Source organism: Streptomyces lancefieldiae (assembly GCF_031845825.1).
GTDB classification, from domain to species: Bacteria; Actinomycetota; Actinomycetes; order Streptomycetales; family Streptomycetaceae; genus Streptomyces; species Streptomyces lancefieldiae.
Genome location: NZ_JAVRFH010000042.1, coordinates 53,660 through 70,684 on the forward strand (window position 1 = coordinate 53,660; position 17,025 = coordinate 70,684).

Genomic DNA, 17,025 nt, shown 5'->3' on the forward strand with positions numbered 1-17,025 from the left:
GCCGCCCCCGAGGGATCGTGCGCGCTTACTTCGCGGCGTAGAGCTTGCAGAGCGCGATGCAGTTGTTGCCGCCGTCGTAGACGACGTTGCCGACCTTGGAGCCGTACATCCAGTTGCGGATCTTGTGGTAGTCCGGGACGACCGGCGCCAGCTCCATGATCTGGCGGTCGATGGCACCCCAGGCCTTGTTGGCCTCGTCCGGGTCGGCGATCTTCGAGGCGGCGTCGATCGCCTTGTTCACACCGGTGTCGTTCAGCTGGGCGTAGTTGCTGCGGCCGTCGCCGATGTTGTCGCCGTGCCAGCAGGGGTAGAAGACCGAGTAGCCGTTCGGCCAGTCGGGGCTCCAGCCGGCACCGAACAGGTCGTACTCGTTGTCGATCTTGCCGATCTGGGTGTAGAACGTCGACTTGTCGACCTGCTTGTTGACGACCTCGAAGCCGGCCTTCTCCAGGGCGTTCTTGACCGCGACGGCGACCTTCACCTGGGTGTCCGACTGCTGGTAGGCGATGACCAGCTTCTGGCCGACCTTGCCGGCCTCCTTCAGCAGCGCCTTGGCCTTCTCCGGGTCGCCGCCGGGCTTCTTGGTCGTGCCGTAGAGGTCGAACTTCTCGTAGCCGGGGGTGACCGGGCTGAGGATGGTGGTGGCGATCTCGGTGCTGTAGGCGCCACCGCTGATCGTCTGGAGCTGCTGGTGCGGCCACGCCCAGTTGATCGCCTGGCGGACCTTGACGTCCGTGATGCGGGTGGTGTTGATCGGCCAGTAGTAGGTGACCGTGTCGACCCGGGTGAGGACCCGCTTCTTGTACTCGGCGTTGGTGAGCACCTGCGCGATGCGCTCGGGGGCGATCTCGTTGAAGATCGACATCGTGTACTGGTCGTTGCCCTTGTCCGCGATGTAGCGGTCGGTGGAGGCGACCAGCTCGAAGCCGAACTGGAAGTGGAAGCTGTCCGGGTAGGCGTTGCGGATCGGGTCCGTCTTCGGGTCCCAGTGCTCGTTGCGCACGAAGGTCATCGACTTGCCGACGCTGCGGCTCTCGATCTTGTACGGGCCGCAGGAGACCGGCTTCTTGTCGTACTTCTCCTTGGTGTCCAGCTTCTTCGGCACCAGGGAGTAACCGCGCATGGCCACCGTGAAGTTGAAGTCGCTGCGCGCTTCCTTCAGGCGGAAGGTGATGGTCTTGCCGTCGACCTCGATGGAGTCGAGGTGCTTGCCCTCGTAGGGGCCCTTGTACTTGTCGCCGCCCTCGAGCCAGGTCTGCACGAAGATCGGCCCCTCGGTGATGAACGGGGCGAAGATGCGCTCGAAGGTGTGGCGGACGTCGTCGGCGGTGACCTCCGAGCCGTCCTCCCACTTCAGGCCGTCCTTCAGGGTGAAGGACCAGGTCTTGCCGCCGTCCTTCATGGTGCCGGCGTCGGTGGCGGCGTCGCCGACCAGGGTGGTGACGCCCTTGTCGTCGATCTTGTAACCGGTCAGACCGCGCATGATCGGCACGGTGATGGCGGCCTCGGTCGAGATGTAGATCTGCGCCGGGTCCATGTGGTCCATGTCGAACTGGTCCAGCGAGTAGATCGTCCCGCCCTTGACGGCGCCCTTGACCTCGGGGGCCGGACCGGCCGAGTCGGCCTTGGAGCCGACCTTGATGTCGATGGTCTCGCTGCCGCTGACCTTGGGGCCGTCGTGCTTGGCGGAGGAGCCGGAGCCGCCGTCCCCGCCGCCGCACGCGGTCAGCACCGAGGAAGAAGCCGCGACCACACCGGTGGCGATGAGGAAGTTTCTACGTGAGAAAGACATGAGGCACCTGCCAGAGAAGGACAAACGGGACGGGACGGCCGGCCGGACGGCGTTGGACGAGCCGGATGGATCGGAAGGGTCAGCGCTTGCTCTTCGGGTCGAGGGCGTCGCGCACCGAGTCACCGAGGAGGTTGAAGGCGAGGACGAAGACCACCATCGAGACGCCCGGGAAGAGCATGAAGGTGAGGTCCTCGGTGTAGAACTGGGCGCCGCGCTGGATCATGACGCCCCAGTCCGGGGTCGGGTCGATGATGCCGACGCCGAGGAAGGCCAGACCGGCCTCGGCGGTGACGAACGCCGGGAGCATCAGCGTGGACTGGATGATGATCGGCGTCCACAGGTTGGGCAGCAGCTCCTTGAAGACGACCCGGAACGGGGACGCACCCGTGACCTTGGCCGCCTCGACGAACTCCCGTTCGCGCAGGCCGAGGACCTGGCCGCGCAGCAGTCGGGCGAGGGAGGCCCAGCCGAAGGCCGACAGCACCAGGATGAGCGAGACGGCGCGCAGCGAGGTCGGGATGTTCTCGTCGTCCGCGATGAACAGGCCGTAGACGACCGGCATGAAGGCGATGAAGAAGAGCGTGGACGGGAACGAGAGCAGGATGTCGATGACCCGGCTGACGAAGTAGTCCGTCTTGCCGCCGAGGTAGCCCGCCGTGATGCCGACGACGACACCGACGAGCGAGGTGAGCAGGGTGGCGGCCACCGCGATGCCCAGCGACGTGCGGATGCCGTACAGCAGGAACGTGAACACGTCCCGGCCGAGCTGCGGCTCGACGCCGAACCAGAACTCACCGCTCATGCCGCCGTTGGGGCCGGCCGGGTAGGAGAAGGGGTTCAGCAGTTCCGGGCGCTCACTGGCGTACGTGGTGTACGGGTTCTTGCCGTAGAGCTTGGCTATGAGGGGGGCCGCGAGCGCGATCACGAAGAAGAAGATCACGATGCACGCGGATATGACACCCGTCTTGTCCCGCTTGAAGCGGGTCCAGGCCAGGCGCCCGGGTGAACGGCTCTCGCTGCCCTGAGGAGTGGCGGGCGTGGGCGACTTGACGACGCTCTCGTCGGTCACCTCGAGCGGGGCAGCCGCTGATGGAGTTGGGGGGGTCATGGTGCTCCTGGCCCAAGGGAGGGTCTGATGACTCCGCAGGGCGTCCCCCTACGGGCTACGCCGGACTTTTTCAACGCAATTCGTCCAAGGTCAATAAAATCCAGACCGGCTTGACGCGCTCTTTACCTTCTTTACCTGTCATTGGCCAAAAAGTAGCTACGCGTGTAGCGGGTTGTGATGGATCTGTGCCTTAGATCGGACCAACTTCACTAATCGGTCAAGACGTTCGTTATGCGGACGCGAGGTCGTCGGAATGCGTACACCGGAGGTTCGCATTCCAACGGTTTGGCATTGCTTGGCGAAGAACTGTTGCGCCGGCGTCCGAGATCGTCCACAGCGCGCCGGGGGAGCGCGCTCCGCAGCCTCACCGACCCCGGCACCCTGGATGTGGGATCCCTCCAAAAGACGGAGTGGCGGACGAAGGAACGCCCCGTCCGTTCTCGTTTGGCGGACCTCCGAACCCGTACGGACCGGACGGATATGCGCCGAGGTACGCGCCCCCTGATCCTGACCGGTAACGCGGCAACGTACGAGTCAGGGCACGAGGAGGCACTCCATGCGCGGATCCACGCACGCCGGACGGGCCGCATGCGCGGTGGTGGCAGCCCTCGCCGCGACGTCCTGCGGAGGCGGGGGCGGCAGCGGAGACACCGGCGCGGTGCTCAGCTCCTCCTGGGGCGACCCCCAGAACCCGCTCGAGCCGGCCAACACCAACGAGGTGCAGGGCGGCAAGGTTCTCGACATGATCTTCCGGGGGCTGAAGAAGTACGACCCGGAGACCGGCGAGGCGAAGAACATGCTCGCCGAGAGGATCGACACCTCCGACTCGCAGAACTTCACCGTCACCGTCAAGGACGGCTGGACCTTCAGCAACGGCGAGAAGGTGACCGCCCAGTCCTTCGTGGACGCCTGGAACTACGGCGCGAGCCTCAGGAACAACCAGCGCAACGCGTACTTCTTCGCCTACATCGACGGCTACGACAAGGTCCACCCGGAGGGCGGGGGCAAGCAGAGCGCCGACACGCTCTCCGGACTGAAGGTCACCGGCCCCCGCACCTTCACCGTCCGACTCAGCCAGAAGTTCTCGACCTTCCCCGACACCCTCGGCTACCCCGCCTTCGCCCCGCTGCCCAGGGCGTTCTTCGACGACCACGACGCCTGGCTGAAGAAACCGGTCGGCAACGGCCCGTACATGGTCGACCACTACACCCGCGGCTCCCAGATGTCCCTCAGGAAGTGGGACGGGTACCCCGGCCCGGACAAGGCCCGGAACGGCGGCGTCGACCTGAAGGTCTACACCGACAACAACACGGCCTACACCGACCTGATGGCGGGCAACCTCGACCTCGCCGACGACGTCCCCGCCGCCCAGCTCAAGAACGTCAGGAGCGACCTCGGTGACCGGTACATCAACACCCCGGCCGGCATCCTCCAGACCCTCGCCTTCCCGTACTACGACCGCGACTGGAACAAGCCCGGCTCCGAGAAGGTCCGCAAGGGCCTGTCCATGGCGATCGACCGCAAGCAGATCACCGACACGATCTTCCGCCAGACCCGCACCCCGGCCACCGACTGGACCTCCCCCGTCCTCGGTGCGGACGGCGGATACCAGGCCGGCCTGTGCGGCGAGGCCTGCGAGTACCAGCCCGACGAGGCGAAGAAGCTGGTCAGGGACGGCGGGGGCCTGCCCGGCGGCCAGGTCAGGATCACCTACAACGCCGACACCGGCTCCCACAAGCAGTGGGTCGACGCGGTCTGCAACTCCATCAACAACGCCCTGGACAACGACCGCGCCTGCGTCGGCAACCCGGTCGGCACCTTCGCCGACTTCCGCAGCCAGATCACCGACCGCAAGATGAGCGGCCCGTTCCGGGCGGGCTGGCAGATGGACTACCCGCTCATCCAGAACTTCCTCCAGCCGCTCTACTACACCAACGCCTCCTCCAACGACGGCAAGTGGTCGAACAAGGAGTACGACGGCCTCATCGACAAGGCCAACGGCGAGACCGACGCCGCCCAGGCGATCAAGACCTTCCAACAGGCCGAGGGGGTCGTCCGGGACAACATGGCCGCCATCCCGCTCTGGTACCAGAACGGCAGCGCCGGCTACTCGCAGCGGCTGTCCAACGTGAAGCTCAACCCGTTCAGCGTCCCCGTGTACAACGAGATCAAGGTCGGCTGAGGGGGCGCCATGGGACGGTACGTCGTCCGGCGGCTGCTCCAGATGATCCCGGTCTTCATCGGGGCCACGCTGCTGATCTTCCTGATGGTCAACGTGATGGGCGATCCCATCGCGGGACTCTGCGGCGACCGGGAGTGCGACCCGGCGACCGCCGCCCAGCTGCGGCACGAGTTCGGTCTCGACCAGCCCGTGTGGCGGCAGTACGTCACCTACATGGGCAACGTCTTCACCGGCGACTTCGGCACCGCGTTCAACGGCCAGCCGGTCACCGAGCTGATGGGGACGGCGTTCCCGGTCACCATCCGGCTGACCATCGTGGCGATCGTCTTCGAGGTCGTCGTCGGCATCGTCCTCGGGGTCGTCACCGGCCTGCGCCGAGGACGCCCCGTCGACACCGGAGTCCTGCTGCTCACCCTCGTCGTCATCTCGGTCCCCACCTTCGTCACCGGCCTGCTGCTCCAGCTCCTGCTCGGCGTCACATGGGGCTGGATCGACCCGGCCGTGTCCACCGAGGCAGCCATCGGCGAGCTGATCGTCCCCGGCCTGGTCCTCGCCTCGGTCTCGCTGGCGTACGTCACCCGCCTGACCCGTACCTCGATCGCGGAGAACCGGCGCTCCGACTACGTCCGCACCGCCATCGCCAAGGGCCTGCCCCGCCACCGGGTCATCACCCGGCACCTGCTGCGCAACTCCCTGATCCCCGTCGTCACCTTCATCGGCACCGACATCGGCGCCCTGATGGGCGGGGCCATCGTCACCGAGCGGATCTTCAACATCCACGGCGTCGGCTACCAGCTCTACCAGGGCATCCTGCGCCAGAACACCCAGACCGTCGTCGGCTTCGTCACCGTCCTGGTCCTCGTCTTCCTCGTCGCCAACCTCCTCGTCGACCTCCTGTACGCCGTACTCGACCCGAGGATCCGCTATGCCTGAGCAGCAGCCCTACGAGCCCGAGCGCGCCATCGCCGGCACCGGCATGGGCGGGACGATGGACCTCGGCGCGAGCGAGGCGGTGACGCTGGAGAAGACCCCGGGAGGTCCAGAAGGCCCGGGAGGCACGGGCGGACCGGCCGGCACCGGCCCCCAGGACAAGCCCCGCAGCCTCTGGTCCGACGCCTGGCACGACCTGCGCCGCAACCCGGTCTTCGTCGTCTCGGCGCTGGTGATCCTCTTCCTGGTCGTCATCTCCGTCTGGCCGTCCCTGATCGCCTCCGGCAGCCCCCTCAAGTGCGACCTGGCCAAGGCCCAGGAAGGCTCCCAGTCCGGGCATCCCTTCGGCTTCAACGGCCAGGGCTGCGACGTCTACACCCGCACGGTGTACGGCGCCCGCACGTCGGTGGCGGTGGGTGTGCTGGCGACGCTCGGGGTGGCGGTGCTGGGCAGCGTGCTCGGCGGGCTCGCCGGGTTCTTCGGCGGCGCGGGGGACGCGGTCCTGTCCCGGATCACCGACGTCTTCTTCGCGATCCCGGTGGTGCTGGGCGGTCTGGTGCTGCTGTCCGTGATCACGAGCAACACGGTGTGGCCGGTCATCGGCTTCATCGTGCTGCTCGGCTGGCCGCAGATCTCCCGCATCGCCCGCGGATCCGTCATCACCGTCAAGCAGAACGACTACGTCCAGGCCGCCCGCGCCCTCGGCGCCTCCAACTCCCGCCTCCTGCTGCGGCACATCGCGCCCAACGCCGTCGCCCCCGTCATCGTCGTCGCGACCATCGCGCTCGGCACCTACATCTCCCTGGAGGCGACCCTGTCCTTCCTCGGCGTCGGCCTCAAACCGCCCAGCGTCTCCTGGGGCATCGACATCTCCGCCGCCGCCCCCTACGTCCGCAACGCCCCGCACGCACTCCTCTGGCCCTCCGGAGCCCTGGCCGTCACCGTCCTCGCGTTCATCATGCTCGGCGACGCGGTGCGCGACGCCCTCGACCCGAAGCTGAGGTGAGCCGCCGCCATGCTGCTCGACGTACGCGACCTGCACGTGGAGTTCCACACCCGGGACGGTGTCGCCAAGGCCGTCAACGGCGTCAGCTACGGCGTCGACGCGGGCGAGACCCTGGCCGTCCTCGGCGAGTCCGGCTCCGGCAAGTCCGTCACCGCCCAGGCGGTCATGGGCATCCTCGACGTCCCGCCCGGCCGGATCACCGCGGGCGAGGTCCTCTTCGAAGGCCGGGACCTGCTGAAACTGAAGGAGGAGGAACGCCGCAAGGTCCGCGGCGCCGAGATGGCGATGATCTTCCAGGACGCGCTGTCGTCGCTGAATCCCGTCCTGACCGTGGGCGACCAGCTCGGCGAGATGTTCACCGTGCACCGCGGCATGTCCCGCAAGGACGCTCGGACCAGGGCCGTCGAGCTGATGGACCGCGTACGCATCCCGGCCGCGAAGGAGCGGGTGCGGCAGTACCCGCACCAGTTCTCCGGCGGCATGCGCCAACGCATCATGATCGCCATGGCGATGGCCCTGGAACCCAAGCTGATCATCGCCGACGAACCGACCACCGCCCTCGACGTCACCGTCCAGGCCCAGGTCATGGACCTCCTCGCGGAACTCCGGCGCGAGCTGCGCATGGGCCTCATCCTCATCACCCACGACCTGGGCGTGGTCGCCGACGTCGCCGACAAGATCGCCGTCATGTACGCGGGCCGGATCGTGGAGACGGCACCGGTCCACGACATCTATAAGTGCGCCGCTCACCCCTACACCCGCGGCCTGCTGGAGTCGATCCCGCGCCTCGACCAGAAGGGCCGGGAGCTCTACGCCATCAAGGGCCTGCCGCCCAACCTGACCCGCATCCCGCCCGGCTGCGCCTTCCATCCCCGCTGCCCCATGGCCCAGGACGTCTGCCACACCGACGTACCGCCGCTGTACGACGTCACCGAATCCGACGCGGAGCGGGGCAGCGCCTGCCACTTCTGGAGGGAGTGCCTGCATGGCTGAGACCACCGAGCCGATCCTCGAAGTCCGCGGCCTGGTCAAGCACTACCCGCTGGCCTCCGGCATCCTCTTCAAGAAGCAGGTCGGCGCGGTCAAGGCCGTCGACGGCGTCGACTTCGAGCTGGCCCGCGGCGAGACCCTGGGCATCGTCGGGGAGTCCGGCTGCGGCAAGTCCACGGTCGCCAAGATGCTGGTCAACCTGGAGAAGCCGACGGCCGGCGAGATCCGCTACAAGGGCGAGGACATCACCAGGCTCTCGGGCCGGGCCCTGAAGGCCGTACGCCGGAACATCCAGATGGTCTTCCAGGACCCCTACACCTCCCTCAACCCCCGCATGACCGTGGGCGACATCATCCAAGAGGCGTACGACATCCATCCGGAGGTGGCCCCGAAAGGGGACCGGCGCGGACGGGTCCAGCACCTGCTGGACGTGGTCGGCCTGAACCCCGAGTACATCAACCGCTACCCGCACCAGTTCTCCGGCGGCCAGCGCCAGCGCATCGGCATCGCGCGCGGGCTGGCGCTGCGCCCGGAGATCATCGTCGCCGACGAACCGGTCTCGGCCCTCGACGTGTCGGTCCAGGCCCAGGTCATCAACCTCATGAGCCGCCTCCAGGACGAGTTCGACCTGTCCTACGTCTTCATCGCCCACGACCTGTCGATCGTCCGGCACATCTCGGACCGGGTCGGCGTGATGTACCTCGGCCGCATCGTGGAGACCGGCCGCGACGCCGAGATCTACGACCACCCCACGCACCCCTACACCCAGGCGCTGCTGTCCGCCGTACCCGTGCCCGATCCGGAGGCCCGGGAGCACCGCGAGCGGATCATCCTGGCCGGTGACGTCCCGTCCCCGACCAACATCCCCTCCGGCTGCCGCTTCCGCACCCGCTGCTGGAAGGCCCGGGAGCGCTGCGCCCTGGAGGTGCCCGCGCTGGCGGTGCCCGCCGAGTTCCGGGACGTCTCCGGCCCCGCCGCGCACGACTCGGCCTGTCACTTCGCCGAAACCCTGCCGATGTGGCGCTCCGCGCCGGGGAAGGTGGTGCCGCCCGAGACGGAAGGCGAGGGCAACGGCAGCGGGCCGGGGTGACATGGCGCTCCCCGGCCCGCTTACGGCACCCGCACGGCCGTACGCCGATCAGCGTGCCGTGTCCGTATATCGGTACCGCTTCGGCGAAGTTGCCCGCGTGTTAAGGCGGTTGGTGCCTTCGGGTGAGGTCAGCCCAGCGACCGCTTCAGGAAGTCCACCTGGAGCAGCAGCAGGTTCTCGGCAACCGACTCCTGCGGGGTCATGTGCGTGACCCCGGACAGCGGAAGCACCTCGTGCGGGCGGCCGGCGGCCAGCAGTGCCGAGGACAGGCGCAGGGAGTGGGCGACCACCACGTTGTCGTCCGCCAGTCCGTGGATGACCATCATGGGGCGGTGCGGCTCGGCGGCGTCCACCAGGCCCGCGTCGTCGATCACCGAGTTGCGGCGGTAGACCTCCGGCTGCTCGTCCGGGTGGCCGACGTAGCGCTCCTGGTAGTGGGTGTCGTACAGCCGCAGGTCGGTGACCGGGGCCCCCACGACCGCCGCGTGGAAGACGTCGGGCCGGCGCAGCGCCGCCAGGGCGGCCAGATAACCGCCGAAGGACCAACCACGGATGGCGACGCGGTCCAGGTCGAGCGGGAAGTCGGCGGCGAGGGCCTGGAGCGCGTCGACCTGGTCCTGGAGGACGACAGCGGCCACGTCGTCCTTGATGGCCTTCTCCCAGGCGGGGGAGCGTCCCGGAGTGCCCCGCCCGTCGGCGACGACCACCGCGAACCCCTGGTCGGCGAACCACTGGGAGGTGAGGTGGGCGTTGTGCGCGGCCACCACGCGCTGGCCGTGCGGACCACCGTACGGGTCCAGGAGAACGGGGAGGGGGGTGTCACCGTGGTAGTCCCTTGGCATAAGCACGGCGCACGGGACACGGCGTGCGCCCCCTTGGGTGAGCGTCACGCGCGGGGACAAACCGGGGTCTTCGGCGTAAGAGGTGACGATCGCCGTGAGCTTTCCGTCCCGCAGAACCTGCGCCCGGGCCCCCGGTCGAGCGAGCGTCGCGGAGAGGAGCACGGTCACGCCCCCGGCGCGCACCGCCGAGTGCACGCCGGGCTCCTGCGAGAGGCGCTCCACACCGAGTTCGTTCACCCGGTACACGTGCACCTCGCCGATCTCCGGGTCGGCCGCCTCCTCGCCCGCCGACGCGGAAACCAGCACGTCGTCGCCGGAGACGTCCAGCACCGCCCGCAGATGCAACTGAGCGCCGGTGAGCGGACGGTCACCGACCGCCAGTACCCGCGCGCCACCCTCGTCGGCGATCCGCACGAGCTGTCCGGAGGGGCTCCAGCAGGGCACACCGGGGAAGAGTTCCAGCCAAGTTGGATCTTCGTCGGCGTGCACCATCCGGGTCGTACCGGACTCGGTGTCCACGGCCAGGAATACCTGGCTGCGCTGGTCGCGCGCCTGTACGAGGAGGAGCGGCGCCCCCGCCGCTGACCAGTGCACTCGCGCCAGATACGGATACCGCGCCCGGTCCCAGAGGACCTCCGTGCGCCCCCCGTCCAGCCCGATCACGAACAGCCGTACGTCCGCGTTGGCGGTGCCCGCCGCCGGGTACGGCACGTGGTGTGGATCACGCTCGGGGTGGGCCGGGTCGGAGATCCACCACCGGCTGACCGGCGTGTCGTCCACGCGTGCCACCAGCAACCGGTCCGACTCCGGACCCCACCAGAAGCCCCGGCTGCGCCCCATCTCCTCGGCGGCGACGAACTCGGCGAGCCCGTAGGTGACGCCCTCCGCGTCCGCCTCGGCCAGCGCCCTGTCGCCGTCCCCCTCGGCACCCACGACCCGCAGAGCGCCTCGGGCGACGTAGGCGATGTGCCGTCCGTCGGGGGAGGGCCGCGGGTCGATCACCGGTGCGGGGGTGGGCAGTTCGCGCGCCGTCCCGGCCCGCAGTTCGGCCGCGAAGAGCCGCCCTGACAACGCGAAAGAGGCCAGTTCGACGGCGGAGTCGGTGGCGTAACCGACGATGCCGGCGCCGCCCTCGCGACTGCGCTCACGCCGTGCCCGTTCCTCGGGCGACAGATGCTCCTCGGCGCCGCCCAGGAGGGCGCGCGGGTCGGCGGCGACGCGCTCCCCGCCCTCCTCGACGTCGAGGACCCACAGCGAGTTGGCCCGGTCCGTACCGGTACCGGAGCGGAGGAAGGCGACCCGGGAGCCATCGGGTGCCACGGTGAACGAACGCGGCGCGCCGAGCGTGAACCGCTGGGTGCGGGCGTGCCGTTTGGGGAAGGAGTCGGACTCGGTCGTCATGCCTTGACCATATTGGCCATGCGCCCCCTTGTGCGGCCGTGCGCCGAGAGATGCGCGCGCACGGATAGTTATGATCACTAGCGCATAGTGGGTATCAACCAGATGCCCGCTGCGTGGATTTATCTGCCCCAAGGTTCGACTGCGTCCGACCCCCCCATGTCCCTGGGCCTATTGGAGGTGAGCCGCCGTGGCACTCTCGATTTCGGCGGTTGTGCTGCTGGCGATCATCGTCTTCCTGCTGGTCAAGAAATCAGGCTTGAAGGCGGGGCACGCGGTCGTGTGCATGCTCCTCGGCTTCTACCTGGCCTCCTCGACCGTCGCTCCCACGATCAGTGAGCTGACGACGAACATCGCGGGGATGATCGGCAGCATCAAGTTCTGACGGCAGGACAGGCGGTGGCGGCGGCCGTTCCTCCTCGGCTCAGTCCTGGGCGGCGACGTCCAGGGCGGTTCCGTACAGCCGGGAGACCCTGATCAGGATCACCACACGGCGGTCGGGCAGTGGCTGTTCGCCGGGGGCCGCCCCGTCCGCCGGGTCCACTGTCTCCGCCTCGCCCTCCGCCACGGCGAACGACCAGACTCCCGGCCGCTGACGTGCAGTGAGGCGTGCGGGTCGCGGCGCAGTCGGCGGACCTTGAGGCGGTCGGCGGTGGAGCGCCCTTCACTCGGGCCGGGCGCCGGCCAGGAAGGAGGTCCACGCCTCCGGCGCCAGAGCGAGCCGGGGCCCGGCACCGGCGTGCTTGGAGTCACGGACGTGGACGGTCCCGGGTTCGACGGCGACCTCTACGCAGGAGTCGCCCTCGCTGCCGCTGCTGTGGCTGCTCTTGAACCACGCCAGGTCGGTGCTGCGCATCATGTGTCCCCCAGCAGTTGTTCGATGAAGGCCGTCGACTCACGCGGGGTGAGAGCTTGGGCCCGGATGATTCCATACCGAAGTTCCAGGATACGGAGTTGCCTTGGGTCGGACACCGGTCGGCCGTTGGCCACTGCTGGGGAGCGTCCGACCGCCGAGCCGTCTCCGAACTTCAGTACTTCGATGCCGCCGTCCACTCCGGCATGTTCCTCACGGTCCATCGGCATCACTTGCAGCTCGACGTTGCGCAGTCCGCATGCCTCAAGCAGGTGCGCAAGCTGGCTGCGCAGGGCCGGCTTGCCGCCCAGTGGTCGTCGAAGCGACCACTCCTCCAGCACGAAGCTGAGTTCAGGTGCCGGATCCCGTTCGAAAATCGTTTTGCGGGAGACGCGGGCTGCGATGAACCGCTCCACCTCTTCAGCCGCGTAGGTCGGACGCCGCATCGAAAGAAGGGCACGTGAGTACTCCGGGGTCTGCAACAGCCCGTGGATGTGCAGCGGGTCGTACAACTGCAACTCCACCGCCCGCGCCTCCATCTGTGCGAGATCCCGCACCTTCTTCGGGTACCGGACCTTCTTCACGTCCTCCTTCATCGCCGAGATGAGCCCGCCCGCGTCCAGCAGCCGGTCCGCCGTGTCCAGGTAATCGAGGCGGGGGATCCGCTTCCCGCCTTCGATCTTGTAGACCATGTCCTCGCCGTACCCGACCGCCACCGCGAAGTCGGCGGCCCGCATCCCCGCCGCCTCGCGCCGCAGCCTGAGCTGCCGCCCCACCGTGGCGATCACGGCGAGGGCCCAGTCGTCGTTGGGGTCCACCTCCCAGCCCGGCTCGTCCACCTGCTCCGTCTCGACGTCCACCGACATCTCGCGCCCCTCCGTAGTACCGCGCCGTACCGCGACGCCCTACCCATGGCAACGCCGTCGACCGCCCGGACGGCACTGGACAAGCCCTGGACAGTCGTGCCGGGCCGCGCTACGAGGACGAGGACTCGGCCTCATAAGGTGGGGGCATGACGGAACTCCCCGCCCGGCGTCTGCTGCTGGTGCACGCGCACCCGGACGACGAGTCGATCAACAACGGCGTCACCATGGCCAGGTACGCGGCCGAGGGCGTCCACGTGACGCTGGTCACCTGCACCCTCGGCGAGCGGGGCGAGGTCATCCCGCCCGAGCTCGCGCACCTGTCCGGACCCGCGCTGGGCGGACACCGACGGGGTGAACTGGCGGCCGCCATGCGCGCACTCGGCGTCGACGACTTCCGGCTCCTCGGCGGGCCGGGCCGGTTCGCCGACTCCGGGATGACGGGCCTGCCCGACAACGACGACCCCGGCTGCCTGTGGCAGGCGGACGTCGACCGGGCCGCCGCGCTCCTGGTCGAGGTGATCCGCGAGGTACGACCCCAGGTCCTCGTCACCTACGACTCCGACGGCGGCTACGGCCACCCCGACCACGTCCAGGCCCACCGCATCGCCATGCGCGCCGCAGAGCTGGCGGCCGAGGCCGGCTGCCCGATCGCCAAGGTCTACTGGAACCGCGTACCGCGCACCGTCGCCGAGGACGCCTTCGCCCGCCTCCGCGACGACCTGCCCGGCCTGCCCTTCGAGAAGGCGGCCGGCATCGAGGACGTACCGGGCGTCGTCGACGACGAGCGGATCACCACCGAGATCCGCGGCGAGGGCACCCCGTACGCCGCCGCCAAGACCGCCGCCATACGCGCGCACGCCACGCAGATCACCGTGGCCGAGCCGTACTTCGTCCTCTCCAACGAACTGGCCCAGCCGGTCTTCACCACCGAGTACTACGAACTGGTGCGCGGCGAGCGGGCCGGTGACGGCGAGGAGCGAGAGAGCGACCTCTTCGCCGGCGTCGCTCTCTCGCCCGCCGGGACCGGGACCGAGGAGGCGTCATGAGCGGCCGCACCGAGCCGACCTCGGCCCTGGCCCAGCCGCTGCGGGCGCCGTCCCTCGGGCGGGCCGCCCTCTACCTGGGGCTCTTCGTGTCCGGCGCCCTCGTCGGTGTGGCGGGCGCACTGGTGCAGCCCGCGTGGTTCCCCGGAGGGCTGCTGCTCGCGCTGGCCGCCGAGGCGGGGCTGTGCATCGGCGCGGGACGGGCCGTGGGCCGCCGTGGCGGTGCCGTCGCGCCCGCCGTCGGCTGGGCCCTGGCCGTAGTCCTGCTCACCAGCAGCCGGCCCGAGGGCGACTTCCTCTTCGCCGCCGGAAGCGGTTCGTACCTCTTCCTGCTCGGCGGTATCGGCGTGGCTGTGATGTGCGCCACCCTCGCGCCGGTGCGGCAACCGGACGGCGACGCCGACCGACTTCGCAAGTGACGTACTACTTCGCCGTCGCGCGGTCGTGCGAGTCCGGTGTGGGTTTCCCCGGCGGTCACGGGATACGTGTGAGAAGCGGCCAGTATGGTGGTGCGCGCCGCCGAGCCGCCCGCTTTCTGGTGTGACGGGCGGCGGAGCCAACCGGGAGAACCTGCCTTGAGTCGTGAAACTGACAGTTCGTCCTCCGGGCCCCACGGGCGCGGCGGAGCCGCCTACCCCTCGGGCACCCCGCCCTACGGGACACCCGTGGCTTCCGACGCCGGTGTGGACGCGGGCCGTTCGGCCTCGCGGCCGGAGGACCGCAAGACCGAGACGACGCTGACGACCCGCATCCGGATCAACATCCCCGGGTCGCGGCCCATTCCGCCGGTCGTCATGCGCAAGCCCGTCGCGGACGCCGAGGGCGACACCGTCGACACGGAGCCGGCCGAGCGGCCCGCGCCGAGCGCCGCCGCGCCCGCGGGCCCGGCCCCCGAGACTCCGGCCGAGCCCGCTCAGCCGGCCGAGGAGAAGCCGACCAGCGACTGGTTCGCGCCGCGCAAGTCCGGTTCCGGCAAGGGCGTCCAGGGTGGCGGCTCCACCAACGGCGCCGGTCTGCCCGGGGGTTCCGGGACACCGGCCGGCGGCCCGGGTGCGCCGGGTGCCGGTCCTTCAGGCGCGGGCGCCGGTGCGCGGCCGGGCGGCGGGAGTGGCCGCCCCGGTGGCGTCGTCGGCTCGATGAACGTGCCGGGCGGCTCCCGGTCCGGCTCCACCAACGGCGCCGGTCTCTCCGGGGCGACCGGCGGGCCCGTGGCGCCCGGACACGGGGGCGGCACCGGCTCCTTCGACGTGACCGAGGCACTGGCGGCCGGACCACTGGGCAACGGCACCGGCAACGGCACCGCCACCGGCACTCGCCCGGGCACCGACGGCGGCATCGAGCCGCGCCGCGACGACCTGCCGTACTTCTCGGGCAACGAGCACGGAGCCCCGAACCACGCGAGTGGCCCCCACAGCGCGTCCCCGTACGGCGGCCCCCAGGGCCCCGCCGGCCCGACCGGCGGCCCGGTCACCGGAGAGGGCCGGCTGACGCCCCCGCCGGCCGGTGGCAGCGGCGACTTCGGCGTGCCCGGTGGCCCCGGCCCCCAGCGCGGGTCCGCGCCGAACGGCCTGGGCGCGCCCGGCGGTCCGGCGGGCCCGGCCGGCCCGGGGGGACCGGGCAGGCCCCAGGCTCCCGGCACCGGCCGCGACGCCGCCCGCCCGGGCCCCGGCGGTGGGCTCAGCGACGACACCGCGATCCTCACCCCGCAGAAGCCGGCCCCCGAGCCGGGCACTCCCGGCTACGGCAACCCGGACAACGTCTCCGGGAACACCGTCACCAGCGGCATCCCCGTCGTGCCGAGCGACCGGACCACCCCGTTCCGGGGAGCGTCCCCCGACGGGCCGCTGCCGCACACGCCGCCCAAGCTGCCCGAGCCGGTCTCCGAGCCCCCGGCGGGCTCCGCCAAGTCGGCCAAGCCCGCCAGGAAGAAGGGGCGGAAGAAGCTTCCGCTGCTCGTCGGCGGTCTGGTCTTCGTCGCCGGTGTCGTCTACGGCGCCGGTCTGCTCATGAACCGCTCCGACGTCCCCAAGGGCACCACCGTGCTCGGCGTCGACATCGGCGGCGGCACGCGCGACGACGCCGTGGAGAAGCTGGACGACGTCCTCGGCGCCCGCGCGAGCAAGCCGCTCAAGCTGGCGGTGGGGGGCGAGACCGTCTCCCTGAAGCCGGACCAGGCGGGGCTGCAGCTCGACACGCAGGCCACGGCCAGCGCGGCGGCGAAGAGCGACTACAACCCGGTCTCCGTGGTCGGCTCGCTCTTCGGGCAGCAGCGGGTCGTCGACCCGGTCATGCCCGTCGACGAGGAGAAGCTCCACGCCGCCCTGGGCAACGCCGCCGGCGGGGCCGGATCGGTGACCGAGGGCACGATCAGGTTCGAGTCCGGCAGGGCCGTCCCGGTGTACGGCAAGGCGGGCAAGGGCATAGACGTGGCCAAGTCGACCGATGCCGTGGCGGCGGCGTACCGCGCCCAGGTGGAGACGGGCACCGCCACCCCGGTGAACGTGCCGACGACGGCCCAGCAGCCCACGGTCTCCAAGGCCGAGGTCGACCGGATGATGGCGGAGTTCGCCGAGCCGGCGATGTCGGCCAGGGTGACCGTGCAGACCGACGCGGCGCACTCCATTCAGATGAGCCCGGAGAAGTCGCTGTGGAAGTTCCTCAGGGTCACGGCCATCGACGGCAAGCTCGTCGACAAGCCCGACCTGAACGCCCTCAAGGAGCTCTACGGTCAGACGTTCGACGGCGTGCTCATCACCCGCGCCAACGGTGAGAAGACGGCCGTCACCCCCGAGGACGTCTACGGAGCCCTGCGCCAGGCCCTGAAGAGCAAGACCGACCGCGTGGCGGTCATCGAGACCGACCCCAGCTGACGCCGGTCCACGAGGGGGGGGCGCCCGGCACTCGCCCGGCGCCCCCCCCGTCGGG

14 protein-coding genes and 1 pseudogene are annotated in these 17,025 nt (G+C 69.9%); 9 read left to right on the forward strand and 6 right to left on the reverse strand.

Translation table 11 applies throughout. The annotated features are described in order from the left end of the window. Nucleotides 1–25: 25 nt before the first annotated feature. On the reverse strand, nt 26–1,792 hold the full coding sequence (locus RM812_RS30905) for an ABC transporter substrate-binding protein (RefSeq protein ID WP_311579838.1): 1,767 nt from the start codon (nt 1,790–1,792) through the stop codon (nt 26–28). Between the two features lie 79 nt (nt 1,793–1,871). Beyond that, the gene (locus RM812_RS30910; protein WP_311579841.1) at nt 1,872–2,900 is read right to left on the reverse strand and encodes an ABC transporter permease; all 1,029 of its coding nucleotides are present in this window, start codon (nt 2,898–2,900) and stop codon (nt 1,872–1,874) included. 556 nt (nt 2,901–3,456) lie between these two features. Here RM812_RS30910 and RM812_RS30915 point away from each other — a divergent pair. The 5 genes from RM812_RS30915 to RM812_RS30935 are packed head-to-tail and all read left to right on the forward strand — an operon-like array spanning nt 3,457 to nt 9,098. Further along, nucleotides 3,457–5,082 (forward strand): peptide ABC transporter substrate-binding protein, encoded by a 1,626-nt coding sequence (locus RM812_RS30915; RefSeq protein WP_311579844.1) that lies wholly within the window; start codon nt 3,457–3,459, stop codon nt 5,080–5,082. A 9-nt stretch (nt 5,083–5,091) separates the two neighbouring features. Then, nucleotides 5,092–6,015 (forward strand): ABC transporter permease, encoded by a 924-nt coding sequence (locus RM812_RS30920; RefSeq protein ID WP_311579847.1) that lies wholly within the window; start codon nt 5,092–5,094, stop codon nt 6,013–6,015. Then, on the forward strand, nt 6,008–7,018 hold the full coding sequence (locus RM812_RS30925; RefSeq protein ID WP_311579850.1) for an ABC transporter permease: 1,011 nt from the start codon (nt 6,008–6,010) through the stop codon (nt 7,016–7,018). The genes RM812_RS30920 and RM812_RS30925 overlap by 8 nt, the downstream gene beginning before the upstream one ends. 9 nt (nt 7,019–7,027) lie before the next feature. Continuing rightward, nucleotides 7,028–8,011, forward strand: coding sequence for an ABC transporter ATP-binding protein (locus RM812_RS30930; RefSeq protein WP_311579853.1), 984 nt, complete (start codon nt 7,028–7,030; stop codon nt 8,009–8,011). Then, nucleotides 8,004–9,098 (forward strand): ABC transporter ATP-binding protein, encoded by a 1,095-nt coding sequence (locus RM812_RS30935; RefSeq protein WP_311579856.1) that lies wholly within the window; start codon nt 8,004–8,006, stop codon nt 9,096–9,098. Before RM812_RS30930 ends, RM812_RS30935 begins: the two co-directional genes overlap by 8 nt. Nucleotides 9,099–9,226: 128 nt before the next feature. On the opposite strand, the gene RM812_RS30940 is transcribed toward RM812_RS30935, so the two are convergent. Further along, nucleotides 9,227–11,341, reverse strand: a complete 2,115-nt coding sequence (locus RM812_RS30940) for a S9 family peptidase (protein WP_311579860.1) — start codon at nt 11,339–11,341, stop codon at nt 9,227–9,229. A gap of 187 nt (nt 11,342–11,528) precedes the next feature. On the opposite strand from RM812_RS30940, the gene RM812_RS30945 reads away from it, so the two are divergent. Beyond that, nucleotides 11,529–11,723, forward strand: coding sequence for a hypothetical protein (locus RM812_RS30945; protein ID WP_171142976.1), 195 nt, complete (start codon nt 11,529–11,531; stop codon nt 11,721–11,723). A gap of 39 nt (nt 11,724–11,762) precedes the next feature. Here the strand turns inward: RM812_RS30945 and RM812_RS30950 are convergent. From RM812_RS30950 to RM812_RS30960, 3 genes and pseudogenes are all read right to left on the reverse strand, one after another. Next, nucleotides 11,763–11,995, reverse strand: a pseudogene (locus RM812_RS30950) (PPOX class F420-dependent oxidoreductase); the annotation flags it as partial. A gap of 7 nt (nt 11,996–12,002) precedes the next feature. Continuing rightward, nucleotides 12,003–12,197, reverse strand: a complete 195-nt coding sequence (locus tag RM812_RS30955) for a DUF397 domain-containing protein (RefSeq protein WP_311579867.1) — start codon at nt 12,195–12,197, stop codon at nt 12,003–12,005. After that, a complete protein-coding gene (locus tag RM812_RS30960; RefSeq protein WP_311579870.1) occupies nt 12,194–13,057 on the reverse strand; it encodes a helix-turn-helix domain-containing protein in 864 nt (287 codons plus the stop codon). The genes RM812_RS30955 and RM812_RS30960 overlap by 4 nt, the downstream gene beginning before the upstream one ends. Nucleotides 13,058–13,203: 146 nt before the next feature. Between RM812_RS30960 and mshB the strand changes: the two genes are divergently transcribed. From mshB to RM812_RS30975, 3 genes are all read left to right on the forward strand, one after another. After that, nucleotides 13,204–14,103: an N-acetyl-1-D-myo-inositol-2-amino-2-deoxy-alpha-D-glucopyranoside deacetylase gene (gene mshB, locus RM812_RS30965; RefSeq protein WP_311579873.1), complete on the forward strand. Its 900-nt coding sequence runs from the start codon at nt 13,204–13,206 to the stop codon at nt 14,101–14,103. Next, complete coding sequence (locus RM812_RS30970; RefSeq protein ID WP_311579876.1) at nt 14,100–14,519, forward strand: DUF6113 family protein; 420 nt, start codon at nt 14,100–14,102, stop codon at nt 14,517–14,519. Before mshB ends, RM812_RS30970 begins: the two co-directional genes overlap by 4 nt. Nucleotides 14,520–14,675: 156 nt before the next feature. Beyond that, a complete protein-coding gene (locus RM812_RS30975) occupies nt 14,676–16,970 on the forward strand; it encodes a hypothetical protein (RefSeq protein WP_311579879.1) in 2,295 nt (764 codons plus the stop codon). The last annotated feature ends 55 nt before the right edge of the window (nt 16,971–17,025 follow it).

Excerpts from the sequence above, each read along its gene's own strand:
- RM812_RS30905 (WP_311579838.1), bottom strand. The coding sequence starts at position 1,792 with ATGTCTTTCTCACGTAGAAACTTCCTCATCGCCACCGGTGTGGTCGCG.
- RM812_RS30970 (WP_311579876.1), top strand. The coding sequence starts at position 14,100 with ATGAGCGGCCGCACCGAGCCGACCTCGGCCCTGGCCCAGCCGCTGCGG.
- RM812_RS30960 (WP_311579870.1), bottom strand. The coding sequence starts at position 13,057 with ATGTCGGTGGACGTCGAGACGGAGCAGGTGGACGAGCCGGGCTGGGAG.
- RM812_RS30910 (WP_311579841.1), bottom strand. The coding sequence starts at position 2,900 with ATGACCCCCCCAACTCCATCAGCGGCTGCCCCGCTCGAGGTGACCGAC.
- RM812_RS30930 (WP_311579853.1), top strand. The coding sequence starts at position 7,028 with ATGCTGCTCGACGTACGCGACCTGCACGTGGAGTTCCACACCCGGGAC.
- RM812_RS30955 (WP_311579867.1), bottom strand. The coding sequence starts at position 12,197 with ATGATGCGCAGCACCGACCTGGCGTGGTTCAAGAGCAGCCACAGCAGC.
- RM812_RS30935 (WP_311579856.1), top strand. The coding sequence starts at position 8,004 with ATGGCTGAGACCACCGAGCCGATCCTCGAAGTCCGCGGCCTGGTCAAG.
- RM812_RS30940 (WP_311579860.1), bottom strand. The coding sequence starts at position 11,341 with ATGACGACCGAGTCCGACTCCTTCCCCAAACGGCACGCCCGCACCCAG.
- RM812_RS30915 (WP_311579844.1), top strand. The coding sequence starts at position 3,457 with ATGCGCGGATCCACGCACGCCGGACGGGCCGCATGCGCGGTGGTGGCA.
- RM812_RS30925 (WP_311579850.1), top strand. The coding sequence starts at position 6,008 with ATGCCTGAGCAGCAGCCCTACGAGCCCGAGCGCGCCATCGCCGGCACC.
- RM812_RS30920 (WP_311579847.1), top strand. The coding sequence starts at position 5,092 with ATGGGACGGTACGTCGTCCGGCGGCTGCTCCAGATGATCCCGGTCTTC.
- mshB (WP_311579873.1), top strand. The coding sequence starts at position 13,204 with ATGACGGAACTCCCCGCCCGGCGTCTGCTGCTGGTGCACGCGCACCCG.